The organism is Flavobacterium sp. AC267, from assembly GCF_979258715.1.
In genome coordinates, this window is sequence record NZ_OZ409875.1 from 156,318 (window position 1) to 170,927 (window position 14,610).

Below are 14,610 nucleotides of genomic sequence, written 5' to 3' on the forward strand. Positions count from 1 at the left end.
TGAAAGTTTTACTGAATTAAAAATTAAGGTTTAAACCAAAAATCAACTGTCTGCTTCTCGGATAAGCTGAGTAATCAACTCCCGGAGTAAGAGGTGTGTTTCTTCTTGTTGAAGACTCAGGATCTGGCCCTGAATATTTAGTCCAAACAAAAACATTACTAGCTGTAAGATAAAATCTCAACTTAGAAACACCCAAAGCTGATGTTAAAGCTTCTGGCGAAGTATAACCTACTGTCAAATTATTAAGTCTCAAGAATGATCCATCTTCAACAGCCCAATCACTAAATACAGCGCGAGGCATATAAGGAGACCACATTGTTGTATTAGCATTTAAGGCAGTCAATGCGACTGGATCTGTAACCAATTGTCCTGTTGCAGGATCAAAATTTGTCCATCTTGTTCCGTCAGCCATTTCAGAATTTAAATTTCTGTATTGTCCATTTGGCACTGATGTACCAAATTCAATCTTGTTGGCATTGTAAACATCATTTCCAATACTGTAGTTAAATGCGACAGAAAGGTCGAAACCGTAAGCGTTTGCATTCAACACAAAACCACCCGTACTTTTTGGATTAGAATTTCCAATTACAGAAAGGTCATTTGCAGTTACTTTACCGTCACCATCAATATCTTTCAATTTCATTGCACCAGGTTTCATTGGTCCTACAATTGTTGAACCGTCTGCTACTCCAGTTTTTAAAGTATATGTTCCTCCATTGTAATCAAAATCAGATACCTCATAACGTCCGTCGCTTTTATATCCATACATGATACCAATTGGCTGGCCCACGTTTACTAAGAAATCATTTCCAATTGCAGTTGAAGCCCATCCAGAACTTGCTCCATAATTACTCATTACACCAAGAGAATTGATTCTATTGGTATTGAATCCTGCATTAAAAGATACACTTACGCCGTATTTAGCTCTTTCGATAAGATTTAAATTTAACGTAGCCTCAACTCCGCTGTTTTGAACCTCACCCATGTTTCTGTATTGAAAATCATATCCTCCTCCAGCAATAGGGAAGTTGATTAATAAATCTTTTGTAACATTTTTATAAACCTCTACAGATCCTGTTACCTTATTTTTAAATAAGTCAAAATCTAAACCTAAGTTTTGTGTTACTGTAGTTTCCCATTTTAAATCTGGATTAGCCATTGTTTTAGAAGTCGCCCAGAAATTATCTACTCCGTTGATCCATGTAGTTGTAGAAGATATAAAACTTTGAACCATTTGTCCTGTTGGAATATTGTTGTTACCTGCTTCACCATAACTTACTCTTAATTTAAGTAAATTAACCCAAGAAGCATTTTTCATAAATTCCTCTCCTGAAATTTTCCAAGTCATGCCTGCCGCTGGGAAAAAGCCCCATTTATTATCTCCTGAAAATTTACTAGAACCATCGGCACGATATGTTGCAGTAAAAAGGTAACGGTCTTTATAGTCATAATTTACACGACCAAAGAATGAAAGTAATTTATCATCTGGGAAATAGAAATTATCAACAGAAACTGGTGTTCCCTGAGTCGTCAATTTTTTAGCTTGATCTAAATCAAAAGACAATGGATATCCTTGAATTGCAGAGCTTACGTCATTTCTTTTATAATCAATTGATTCCTCACCTAAAAGGAATTTTAAACTATGATTTTCTCCAACTATTTTTTTCAAATCATAATTAAGCGTATTGGCATTTCTAAAACGAGTATCTTTTCTGTCTCCCATTATCATAGCCGGCATACCTTGTCTTTCTGCTGCAGGGCTGTTTTTTACATAATAAGTTGTACGACCGAAATAACGGTAATCTTGTAAATTATAATTATCTAAACCTAATTCTGTTTTGAATATTAAATCTGAAGTTAGTTTCCAAGAAAAACTTCCGAGCATATTAAAGTTTTTTCTGAATTGCTGGCGGTCACTATCTGAAATTGCCACAAAAGGGTGTGTTAAATTATCAGCAACAGCTTCATCAGTATCATCTGTTGTTAAACCTGGAACTGGAATTGGAGCATAACCAACAATATTTTTCAAACGAGAATCTGCAGAAGAAACCTCATTTTGTTCGTTCATACCACCACCATTAATTTCAGTATCAGAATAACGCATTGTAAAACTTAAATCAATTTTATCAGAAGCTTTACTGTTTAAAGCAAGAGATAAGTTATTTCTGTTATAATCTGATCCAAGCATAATTGCTTTTTCATCATAATGAGCATAATTGAAATTATAGTTCATTTTATCAGAACCTCCACGAATAGATAAATCACGACTTTGAACCTCACCTGTGCGTCCAAAAATTTGTTTTTGCCAATTATTACCTTTCATGCCTTTGTACATATCGTAATCTTTCCATGAACCAAAGTACTTTTCGTAAGAACTTAAATCTGTATTGTCTTTAAGCAAAGCATATTCGTACTGCCATTTTACGTAATCTTCCGGAGCCGTAACACCAATCGTATTGGCCATTTTTTTCATACCGTAAAACATATTAAAGTTTACAGCGATTTTTCCGTCTTTACCTTTTTTTGTCGTAACAATAACAACTCCATAAGCACCTCTAGAACCGTAGATTGCTGTAGACGAAGCGTCTTTTAAAATGGTCATAGTATCAATATCAGATGAAGAAATATCATTGATATTGTTTACAGGAAATCCATCAACAATGTATAATGGAGAAGCATCTTGTGTTAAAGATCCGTTTCCACGAATTCTAATCTGTACGTTTGAATCTGGCGAACCTTCAGAAGAAGTTACCTGAACCCCCGCGATACGTCCTGTTAAAGCTTCAGTTACATTAGGAGTTGGAATTTTTCGCATTTCATTTCCAGAAAATGTAGCTACAGCACCTGTCAAATCAGATTTTTTAGATGTTCCGTATCCAATTACTACAACCTCATTTAAGTTATTAGAATCTTCAGACAGAGTTGCGTTTACTTTCGTTTTTCCTTCTGTAGAAATGTCGGTTGTTTTAAATCCTATAAAAGAAAAACTTAAAACCGCTTTCGGATTGGTTAATTTCAATTTGTAATGACCGTCGAAGTCAGTAGAAGTCCCGTTCTTAGTTCCTTTCTCCAAGACATTTACGCCTGGTAAAGAAAGTCCCGCAAGCATCTTTCACAGTTCCCTCTATCATTGTGGTCTGCGCGTATGTTTGACTGCCGATCAATAAGCACAGTAAGAAAACAAGTTTAAAGCAAAAATCTGCTCCTTTGTTTAATAATTCTTTAAAGTTCATGGTTGATTGTTTAAGTTAATTATTTTTTTTCGTTTTAGTTTAAGTGGTTTTTTGTGGTTACGTTCAATTCATTTTATTATAATTATTATAAGTGCTTTTTTAACATTTAATTTTACAGCATTCAATAATACTGTACTGTTTATCTTTTTTTGCCCTTGAGTACTTAATCGATTTCGTGTATTAGAAAAAATTGTTGTAATCGATTACACAAACATAGATATTTTTTTTAAACGAAAAATAAAAATTCCTAAAAAATTCCTAAAAAAAATTATATATCAAAAAAATTACCGATTTTTTATGTGACATATATAATTTTAATCAATATAAAATATTAAATATATTATTACTTATCGCTCATTTGATTCGATTTTTGCAAAAAAAACAATCGATTACATGAATATTAATTACGAAATTATTAGGTGTTATTTTTACACTTAAAAATCAGAAGAAGCTTAAAAAAAAATTAATTTTAATAGAAAACGGCCTTACAATTTAAAATGTATTTTCTGACGTAAGTGCATTCAGAAAAGAGAAGTATAAAATTTCATACCGAAAGGCAGTGCGGACAAAGCACAAAAAAGCCCTTAAACAAAAGTTAAGGGCTTCAAAAAAAGATTATATTATTTTTAAACAGGCTGTACAGCTAACTGCTTGCGATGTAACTTCATCAAAATGAATGTTATAATCATTCCGATAATTGACATTCCAACGCCAATTAAATTTGGAGATGAGTAACTAAGTCCTGTCGCCAAAGGCAATCCACCTAGAAATGCTCCTAAAGCATTACCAATATTAAAACTTCCCTGCAAGGATGCCGAAGCGATCATCTCTGCTCCTTTTGCAGAACGAATCATCAACATCTGAATTGGCGCAATAACAGAAAATGAAATAGCTCCAGTTAAGAAAGTCAGAAATAAAGATACATATTGATTAAAGGAGAAAAAGTAAACCAAAACCAAATCGATAGACATTACAAGTAATAAGGCTAATGTTGTAGGCGCCGGTGAAAATTTATCTGCCAATTTTCCTCCTGCAAAATTCCCAACAACCATTCCTAATCCTGCCAAGATCAAAATATACGACACATCTTCTGGCGAAAATTTAGACACATTAGTTAGTAAAGGTGCAATGTAACTGATCCACGCAAACAAGCCGCCAAAACCAACTGCCGTAATTCCGATAATTAACCAGGCTTCTGTTTTCTTAAAAAATTGAAGCTGTGTTTTCATATTGACACTTTCGCCTTTTTCTAGATTTGGCATCCATAAATAAATCGCTAAAAATGTAAAAAGTCCTACGATGGCAATTAATACAAAGGTATAGCGCCAAATAAAGTGGTGACCTATATATGTTCCAATTGGCACACCTATTAAGTTTGCAATAGTTAAACCAGAGAACATAATAGAAATTGCCTGTGCTTCTTTTCCTTTATCTGCCAAACGGCTTGCAACTACCGCTCCCACTCCAAAAAATGCTCCGTGCGGTAAACCAGAAAGAAATCGAGACGCAAATAAAATATTATAACCTGGTGCGATAATTGACAATGCATTGAAAACGGCCAGCATTAAAGCTAATATTAAAAGCATTTTCTTTGGTGCAAAATTCCTGCCTGCAATTACTAATAAAGGTGCTCCAATTACAACTCCAAGTGCATAAGCGGAAATTAAATAACCCGCCACAGGAATTGAAACTTTCATATCTGAAGCAATATCAGGCAGTAAGCCCATCATTACAAATTCTGTAATTCCAATAGTTAACCCTCCTAAAGAGAGAGCAATAAGACTTTTTTTCATTTCATTAAGAGTAGAAAGGAATAAATTTCTACGATGCAAAATTAACACCATTTCGAATAATAGAAGTTGTATATTTGTGATATAAAATTGTATATTTAAGTTATGCCGAAATTAAATCAATTTAAAACACTTGTGCTGGATGAGTTTGAAGAAGAGAAATTTCATCTTCCGCCGCATACGCACACCTATTATGAAATCATTTATATTAAAAAAGGGAGCTGAGCATTCATCACTTGAACAACAATCTATTACCTTACAAAGCAGGAGATTTATTTGTGATTTCTCCAGACGATAAACATTATTTTGATATAAAGAAAAGCACAAAGTTTACTTTTATCAAATTCACAGATAATTATTTCAATTCGAAACAAAATCTTACCTGCGACGAATTTCTTGTGAACACGCCAGAAAGCTTCATGCGAGATAAAATTTTGAAAGAAACTGTTTTGAAGTTTGATGAACCTTGCAAAACAATTCTGAGAAACACGGTTGAAAACATTGTAACTTATGGCCAATATATTGATGTTACTTCTTCTCCAATCGTTTTTTACCAGATTCTTTCGATTTTCGGTTTAATTAAAGAAACGATCCGTTGTATGAATCTACAGATGAAATCGACACATTTGGATAACGAACAAATCGCAAATTATATTCATCAGAATATTTACCAGCCAAAATTGGTTCAGGTTAAAGTAATAGCAGATCATTTTAATATTGCGCAAACGTACTTTAGCGCTTATTTTAAAAGAACATTCAGTATTAGCTATCGCGAGTACATTCATAATTTGAGAACTACTTTAATCGAAAAAAGGTTTCACAACAATCAATTGCCTATTAAACAGATTGCGTATGAATTTGGTTTCACCGATGAAAGTCATTTGAGCAATTATTTTAAAAAGCGAAAAAACATGAAACCAACTGATTTTAAAAAACTGTAGTTATTGAAATCTTAAAAAACAATATCCTCGAACATTTTTAGTTAAATTTGTATTTGAAAAACAATTTCCTTGTCTAGAAAAATCCACATATTCATGCTTTTCCTTACGCTCAGCTTATTTTTGAGTCCGAGCTCTTACGCATGCAATAATGGTCATCAGACAGAAATTACTTCTAAAGAGAAAAACAGCTGTTCTAAAAAATGCTGTGAAAATAAACATTCCAAAAAAGAAAAACACAATTGCAACGGAAAATGCAGTCATTCGGGCTGTAATACCTCAACTTTTCAATCCATTATTTTAAATTCAAACAATTTTGATTTGGAAAATGATGTATTTAATTTTTCTTTAAAAAGCACTTTTTCTTATTATCCTGAAGTTACTATTTCTTCTGGATTTACTTCAATCTGGCTAAAGCCGAAAATATAAGTTTCGCATTTTTGACAGCCCATATTGGGTCTTTTTGACACGAATAATTTTTAATAATTTTAAAGGAATTTCAAATTTCTTTATCAAATCAAAACACAATGAAAAAATCTATAATAGCTGTAACAGCAATAATCACATTATTATTTTCTGCAAATAACATTCAAGCTAGCACAGCTAAATCTGAAATAACAGAAATTGAAGTCGCAGATTCTCAATTACAAAGCGTTTATGATGCTTATTTTACCGTAAAAGATGCACTTATAAAAAGTGACAGCAAATTAACTTCGGCGAAAGCCAAAGATTTATTGAATGCCATTACCGCAGTTAAAATGGACAAACTAAAAAGTAACGAACATACGGTTTGGATGAAAGTGGTAAAAAAATTAACTGCCGATGCAAAAGGTATTTCTGCAACAACAGATCTTAAAAAACAACGTGAGACTTTTAAATCATTATCAAAAAACACTTATGATCTTATAAAAGTTTCAAATCCAGAACAGCCAATTTACAAACAATACTGCCCAATGGCAGATGCTGATTGGTTAAGCAAAGAAAAAGCAGTTAAAAACCCGTATTACGGTTCTTCAATGCTGACTTGCGGCAACGTAGTAGAAACGATTAAATAATATGAAGCTTTACATCAAGAATATGGTGTGCGACCGATGCAAAATGGTTGTGAAGTCTGAGCTCGAAAAACTCGGACTTCAAACTATTGCTGTCGAATTAGGAGAAGTTGAGCTAAACGAAGAAATCAGCGATAAGCATAAAGAAGTTTTATTGGAAAATCTCCAAGCTTTAGGTTTTGACTTAATCGATGATAAAAAAACAAAAACGGTTGAGAGAATAAAAAACCTGATCATAGATTTGGTGCATCATAAAAACAATGATCTCAAAATCAATTTATCAGATTATCTGGCAGAAAATCTCAATCAGGATTACAATTCGTTGAGCAATCTATTTTCTGAAGTTGAAAACACCACAATCGAGAAATATTTTATAAGTCAGAAAATCGAAAAGGTAAAAGAATTATTGGTTTATAATGAGCTTTCGTTAAGCGAAATTGCCGATATTTTAAATTACAGCAATGTGGCTCATTTGAGTAATCAATTCAAAAAAATTACTGGCTTTACTCCTACTTCGTTCAAACAATCGAAAGATAAAAAACGTATTCAGATCGAGAATATATAGTTTTTAACCGCAAAGAACACAGAGAATTTACGCAAGGTTCGCAAAGATTTTTTAAGACAAAGCTTTGCGAACTTTGCGTTTTTATATAAAACGAGCATAGCAAAAATGCTTGCGTCCTTTGCGGTTAAATAAAATTTAGTAAATATTACAAATCATTCTCAAAATTCTACAAACCGTTGTAAACGTCGGAAATTTGCATTGTAATACACTAAAAACAAAAACAATGACTCATCGATATATAAATACAGTAATGTGGCTCATTTGAGTAATCAATTCAAAAAAATTACTGGCTTTACTCCTACTTCGTTCAAACAATCGAAAGATAAAAAACGTATTCAGATTGAGAACATATAGTTTTTAACCGCAAAGAACACAGAGAATTTACGCAAGGTTCGCAAAGATTTTTTAAGACAAAGCTTTGCGAACTTTGCGTTTTTATATGAAACGAGCATAGCAAAAATGCTTGCGTCCTTTGCGGTTAAATAAAATTTAGTAAATATTACAAATAATTCTCAAAATTCTACAAACCGTTGTAAACGTTAGTTCGGAAATTTGCATTGTAATACACTAAAAACAAAAACAATGACTCATCAATATATAATTTCAGGAATGTCTTGTAACGGATGCCGAACCAAAGTCGAAAAAACTTTGAATGAAGTGGAAGGAATTCAGGCAGAAGTAACCTTAAATCCTCCGTTGGCAACCATAACAATGGAACAGCATGTGCCGACAGAAAAATTTCAGGAAGTTTTAGCAGTACGCTGGAAATTATACCATTGAAATGGATTCTCCAAAAAATCATTCTGAAACAGCGGCAAAATCATGTTGCTCGGGTCATAAAAAAAGAGAATCATGATCAGCATAAAAAAGAAACTCCAAAAATGCATCAACACAGCGCCAACGGAGTTTATTATTGTCCAATGCATTGCGAAGGCGACAAAACGTATAATAAACCAGGAGATTGTCCGGTTTGCGGAATGGATTTAGTCCCTCAAGTTACCGTTTCGGCGACACAATTTACCTGCCCGATGCATCCCGAAATTATTTCAAACGAGGCAGGCGATTGTCCGATTTGCGGCATGGATTTGGTTCCGATTCAGGCTTCAGAAAATGAAGATAACAAAACCTATTCTGATTTATGGCGAAAAATGAAAATAGCAATTTTGTTTACGCTTCCTATTTTCATCATTTCAATGTCAGAAATGATTCCGAATAATCCGCTTTACAATTTAATGTCTGTTGAAAAATGGAATTGGGTTCAATTTTTATTTTCGATTCCTGTTTTATTCTATGCGGGCTGGATGTTTTTTGTCCGCGCTTACAAATCAATTGTTACTTGGAATCTTAATATGTTTACTTTAATCGGTATTGGAACCAGTGTTGCCTTTCTATTTAGTCTTGTCGGAATGTTTTTTCCTGATATTTTTCCGGCGGAATTTAAATCACACCACGGAACCATTCATTTGTATTTTGAAGTCGCAACCGTAATTATCACTTTGGTTTTATTAGGACAATTATTGGAAGCCAAAGCACACGGACAAACCAACGGAGCCATAAAAGAATTATTGAAACTCGCACCGACCGAAGCAACATTAGTTGAAAACGGAAATGATAAAGTAATCTCCATTCACAATATTAAAAAAGGTGATTTACTTCGTGTTAAACCCGGAGAAAAAAATTCCTGTTGACGGTAAAATAACTACTGGCGAAAGCAATATAGACGAATCGATGATTACGGGAGAGCCTATTCCAATCGATAAAAAAGTGGAAGATGCTGTAATTTCTGGAACCATAAATGGGACAAAATCATTTGTAATGATTGCAGAAAAAGTAGGTTCAGAAACGATGCTGTCGCAAATTATTCAAATGGTAAATGACGCCAGCAGATCTCGCGCTCCAATTCAGAAATTAGCAGATCGTGTTTCTAAATATTTTGTTCCCACTGTTGTTATTATTTCGATTTTAACCTTTTTTGCTTGGGCAAAATTTGGTCCAGAACCTGCCTATGTTTACGGATTAATTAATGCAATTGCTGTTTTAATTATTGCCTGTCCTTGTGCTCTCGGATTGGCAACACCTATGTCGGTTATGGTTGGCGTTGGAAAAGGGGCTCAAAACGGAATCCTGATAAAAAATGCCGAAGCCTTAGAAAACATGAATAAAATTGATGTTTTGATAACCGATAAAACGGGAACAATCACGGAAGGAAAACCATCTGTAGAAAAAATTTATGCCCCAAATAACAACGAAGATTTTCTGCTTCAAAACATTGCTTCTCTAAATCAGCACAGCGAACATCCTTTGGCGCAGGCCGTAGTCAATTTTGCAAAAGCAAAAAACATTCTTTTCAAAGAAGTTGAAGGTTTTGAAACCGTTGCTGGAAAAGGTGTTTTAGGAAGTATCGAAAACAAAAAAGTCGCATTAGGAAACAAAAAATTGATGGATGAAATAGGCGCTGTTATCTCTAAAGATTTTGAAAAACGAGTTACTGCCGAACAAAATTTAGGCAAAACGATTTCGTATATTTCTATCGAAAAAGAAGTTTTAAGCTATGTTGCGATTACCGATGCGATAAAGGAAAACAGTGCAAAAGCAATTAAAGAATTAATCGATCAGGGAGTTGAAGTAATTATGATGACCGGCGACAACCATAATACAGCAAAAGCCGTTGCCGATCATTTGCATTTGAGTTCTTTTAAGGCCGATTGCCTTCCAGAAGATAAACTAAAAGAAATTGAACGTCTTCAAGCCCAAGGCAAAATTGTGGCAATGGCCGGCGACGGAATCAACGATGCGCCTGCTCTAGCACAATCTAATATTGGAATTGCAATGGGAACGGGGACCGATGTAGCTATTGAAAGTGCTAAAATTACTTTGGTTAAAGGAGATTTAAACGGAATTGTAAAAGCCAAACATCTTAGTCATGCCGTAATGTCAAATATCAAGCAAAATTTATTTTTTGCTTTTATTTATAATACTTTGGGCGTGCCCATTGCGCTGGGAATTTTATATCCTTTTTTAGGAATTTTGCTTTCGCCGATGTTAGTCGCAGTTGCCATGAGTTTGAGTTCTGTCTCAGTAATTGTAAATGCTTTGCGATTGCGAAATCTAAAATTGTAGGTTGGAACGTAATTATTTTCAACACATAGAAACATAGTTTTGCATTGTGCGTAAAGGCGTTTAACTTGTTTGGAAACTAGTTTCTTTTATTATCTTTTTTTAGACAAAAATCTATGTCTCTATGTGTTAAAAATAAATTGTTTTCAATTTAACGTAAAAATTTAAAATTATAATTTATAATGAAAATCAAATACTTATTTCTATTCTTTTTAATTGCTTTTCATCTGAAGGCTCAAAAAATAGTACGTTACGATTTACATGTTCGTGATACGATTGTCAATTTTTCGGGTAAAGAAAAACGCGCCATTTCGGTTAATGGACAAATTCCGATGCCGACTTTGACTTTTACAGAAGGTGATATTGCAGAAATTTATGTCCATAACGACCTCAAAAAAGAAAGCACTTCGATGCACTGGCACGGATTGTTTCTGCCAAATAAAGAAGACGGAGTTCCATATTTGACTCAAATGCCAATCGAACCTGGAACAACTCATAAATATACTTTTCCGATTATTCAAAACGGAACCTATTGGTATCACAGCCATTCGGGTCTGCAGGAACAAATTGGTTTATACGGACTTTTTATCATCAATAAGAAAAAAGACGACGCAAATTTTAGAAAAGGAATTGACGATTTACCGACGCTTCCTGTTATTTTAAGCGAATGGTCTGATCTTAAACCAGAGAACATTCAGCGAATGCTGCACAATGCCAACGATTGGTTTGCGATAAAAAAAGGGACAACACAAAGTTATGCCGAAGCTGTAAAACAAGGACATTTTTCTACCAAAGTGACCAACGAATGGAAAAGAATGAACGCGATGGATGTCAGCGATGTTTATTATGAAAAATTCCTTCTTAATGGCAAAAACCAACAACAGCTTTCTCAATTTAAACCAGGAACAAAGGTGCGATTGCGAATTGCCAACGGCGGTGCTTCGAGCTATTTTTGGCTAACTTATGGAGGCGGAAAAATAACGGTTGTGGCCAGCGACGGAAATGATGTTGATCCTGTAGAAGTCGATCGTTTGATTATTGCTGTTTCTGAAACGTACGACGTGGTGGTTACGATTCCAGAAGACAATAAATCTTTTGCTTTTTTGGCTACAGCCGAAGATAGAACGGGATCTGCTTCCTTATTTTTAGGAAATGGAGAAAAACAGCCCATTCATCATCTTTCGAAATTAAAATATTTTGAGGGAATGAAAATGATGAACGACATGATGAAAATGAACGGCGAAATGAACGATATGGGGATGAATATGTCTCTGAACAAAATGGACATGAATGCTGTAATGTATCCTGAAATTTCTGGTGAAGATGAAAATTCAAAACCAAAAATGGATCATTCTGGTCATAATATGGAAGAAATGAAGATGGGAAATGACAGTACTGAAACTCCCGAAATTGTTACTTTGAATTATGGAATGCTGAAATCGCCCTTTAAAACAACGCTTCCAAAAGACGCTCCTGTAAAAGAATTACGTTTTACGCTTTCTGGAAATATGAATCGTTATGTCTGGAGTTTGGATAATAAAGTAGTTTCTGAAACCGATAAAATTTTAATAAAAAAGGGAGAAAACGTTCGAATTATTTTATACAACGGTTCGATGATGCGCCATCCCATGCATTTACACGGACATGATTTTAGAATTCTGAACGAACACGGCGAATATTCACCCTTAAAAAATGTCATTGATATTATGCCAATGGAAACCGATACAATCGAATTTCAGGCCAATGCAGACGGCGACTGGTTTTTTCACTGTCATATATTATATCACATGATGGCAGGAATGGGACGTATTTTTAGTTATGAAAATTCAGCTCCGAATCCGTTAATTCATCATCCTGAAATGGCTTATAAAATGTTAAAAATGGACGATCGAATGTTTCATTTTATGGCAGAAAATGATTTTGCGAGTAATGGAAATGATGGAGAAGCGATGTACAGCAATACACGCTGGAGCATTGGAACAGAATGGAGATTGGGGTACAGCGACAAACATGGTTATGAAACCGAAGCACATATTGGAAGATACATTGGAAAAAAATCAATGGCTGATGCCTTTTATTGGATTTGACTGGCGTTACCGAAAAATGGGAATGGACGAACAGGAACAAAACTTATTTGGACAAACAAATACTAAAGACAATCGTTCGGTTTTTAGTGCTGGTTTAGAATATACACTGCCAATGTTGGTAAAAGCCCAAGTCGAAGTATATACAGATGGAAATGTGAGAGTGCAATTTGAAAGAAAAAGATATTCCGCTTTCGCGACGCCTTCGAATGAATTTAATGTGGAATACCGATAAAGAATATATGGCCGGTCTAAAATATATCGTCGCAAGAAACTTCGGAATCACTACACATTATGACAGCGATATGGGAATTGGGTTTGGAGTTAATTTGAATTATTAGAAGATATAGCATCTTTAATGTAGTATTTTATTTATATTTTTGTTGTTAATTTTTAAAACTAAATATCATGAGTTGGGATATCGTGCTTTTGAGTTCAACCGAAAAAATAATTTCTATTGAAAATCTAGATGATGAGAAACTTCTGCCTGTAGACTTTGATAAAATATTACTTGAAAACTTAGATTCAGAAAAAAAAGTAAATCAACAAAATGAAAGTATTTTATCTGCTGATACTATCGATGATGAAATTAATTTTTACTTTGATAATGAATTGACCAGTAATAAAATAGTTTCTCTTTACAATGAAAGAGCTTTATTTAGAATTATTGAACTGGCAAAGATTCATAATTGGCAGATTTTTGACACATCATTAGACGAAATGTTAGACTTACATAATCCATCTAGAAATGGTTACAGCGATCATCAAAATTATGTCAAGCAAGTAATGAAAAACAAATAGTTGCTTTTACCAAAACATTAACAATAAAACTATTCTTACAAGCAAGAAATCAGTTTATATTTGATTTACCAATTATAATCTTTCTAACAAAAACATTTTAAACAAATGACCAAAGTAATCACATTTTTGACCGTCGCTGTATTTTCAATTAGTGTAAGCGCCCAAGACACAAAACCAGCTCCTAAAAAAGAAAAAGCAAAAAAAGAATCCTGCTGTAAAAAAACGTCAACAGACAAAAAAGATCAAAAGTCTTGTTGCGTTAAAAAATAATTGAAATTTTATTTCAACAAGAAAGAAAGACCTCAATTGCTTGAGGTCTTTTTTTATGTTTTGTTTCGCCACAAATTTCACGAATTAGGAATTGCTTAATGCATTTGTAAAAGATAATTCGTGAAAATTCGTGAAATTCGTGGCAAAATAAAAAAATTATTTCACTCTAATACTCCATTCAAAATCCATTTCAGAAACCTGAATGCCTTCTTCATTTGTTCCAATAGATTTCATCCAGAAAGTCTGTCCTTCCCCAGTTTCAATTGTTCTCTTGATTGCATCGGCAATTAAATGCCCGTCATTGCAGACAAAAGTAATTCGGCCTGTTGCTTTTTTGGTAAAGTTCCCTTTATTATTAGCAACCAGCATAGAAATCTTTTGCCGCTTTGCTGAATCTGAGAAATCACCAAAGCCCCAGTTGTCAATTCAGCCGCCATTGCCTGAACAGCAAAGTACATAGAATTAAAAGGATTCTGATTAATCCATCTGTGTTTTACTGTTACCGTACAACTATTATCATTTATATCCTTTACACGAACACCGCAAAAGAATGCAGATGGTAGTTTGAAAAAGACGAACTTATTAAGTTTTGATACCGAAATTGCCATGTGATTTATTTTTTTATGTAAAAATACGAAAAAACTATGCACGCACAATACTTTCTTCAAATATGAAAAAAACCTCAATAAAATCAATAGTTACGAATGATTTTCACCGTTTTAAGTTTAATTTTCACATTTCATTTTTGTTAATTTTTTGT

At 33.8% G+C, this 14,610-nt stretch carries 7 protein-coding genes and 4 pseudogenes; 8 read left to right on the forward strand and 3 right to left on the reverse strand.

The window, feature by feature from the left end; all coding sequences use genetic code 11:
• Positions 1–16: 16 nt before the first annotated feature.
• Both ACZZ95_RS00865 and ACZZ95_RS00870 read right to left on the reverse strand, forming a co-directional pair.
• Positions 17–3,109: a SusC/RagA family TonB-linked outer membrane protein gene (locus ACZZ95_RS00865; protein ID WP_463467669.1), complete on the reverse strand. Its 3,093-nt coding sequence runs from the start codon at positions 3,107–3,109 to the stop codon at positions 17–19.
• A 750-nt stretch (positions 3,110–3,859) separates the two neighbouring features.
• Positions 3,860–5,026, reverse strand: coding sequence for an MFS transporter (locus ACZZ95_RS00870; protein WP_463467670.1), 1,167 nt, complete (start codon positions 5,024–5,026; stop codon positions 3,860–3,862).
• Between the two features lie 233 nt (positions 5,027–5,259).
• Between ACZZ95_RS00870 and ACZZ95_RS00875 the strand changes: the two genes are divergently transcribed.
• The 8 genes and pseudogenes from ACZZ95_RS00875 (at position 5,260) to ACZZ95_RS00910 (ending at position 13,580) form a co-directional block, all read left to right on the forward strand.
• Positions 5,260–5,964 (forward strand): helix-turn-helix domain-containing protein, encoded by a 705-nt coding sequence (locus ACZZ95_RS00875; protein ID WP_463467671.1) that lies wholly within the window; start codon positions 5,260–5,262, stop codon positions 5,962–5,964.
• 93 nt (positions 5,965–6,057) lie between these two features.
• On the forward strand, positions 6,058–6,390 hold the full coding sequence (locus ACZZ95_RS00880; RefSeq protein WP_463467672.1) for a hypothetical protein: 333 nt from the start codon (positions 6,058–6,060) through the stop codon (positions 6,388–6,390).
• A gap of 98 nt (positions 6,391–6,488) precedes the next feature.
• Positions 6,489–7,016: a DUF3347 domain-containing protein gene (locus ACZZ95_RS00885; RefSeq protein ID WP_463467673.1), complete on the forward strand. Its 528-nt coding sequence runs from the start codon at positions 6,489–6,491 to the stop codon at positions 7,014–7,016.
• 1 nt (position 7,017) lies between these two features.
• Complete coding sequence (locus ACZZ95_RS00890) at positions 7,018–7,578, forward strand: helix-turn-helix domain-containing protein (protein WP_463467674.1); 561 nt, start codon at positions 7,018–7,020, stop codon at positions 7,576–7,578.
• Between the two features lie 243 nt (positions 7,579–7,821).
• Positions 7,822–7,932 (forward strand): annotated as a pseudogene (locus ACZZ95_RS00895) (AraC family transcriptional regulator); the annotation flags it as partial.
• Between the two features lie 228 nt (positions 7,933–8,160).
• A pseudogene (locus ACZZ95_RS00900) lies at positions 8,161–10,698 on the forward strand (heavy metal translocating P-type ATPase).
• Between the two features lie 179 nt (positions 10,699–10,877).
• Positions 10,878–13,120: pseudogene (locus ACZZ95_RS00905) on the forward strand (multicopper oxidase family protein).
• Between the two features lie 67 nt (positions 13,121–13,187).
• Entirely contained in the window at positions 13,188–13,580 is a 393-nt protein-coding gene (locus ACZZ95_RS00910) for a hypothetical protein (protein WP_463467675.1), read from the forward strand.
• A 426-nt stretch (positions 13,581–14,006) separates the two neighbouring features.
• On the opposite strand, the pseudogene ACZZ95_RS00915 reads toward ACZZ95_RS00910, so the two are convergent.
• Positions 14,007–14,458 (reverse strand): annotated as a pseudogene (locus tag ACZZ95_RS00915) (DUF4442 domain-containing protein).
• Positions 14,459–14,610: the final 152 nt, after the last annotated feature.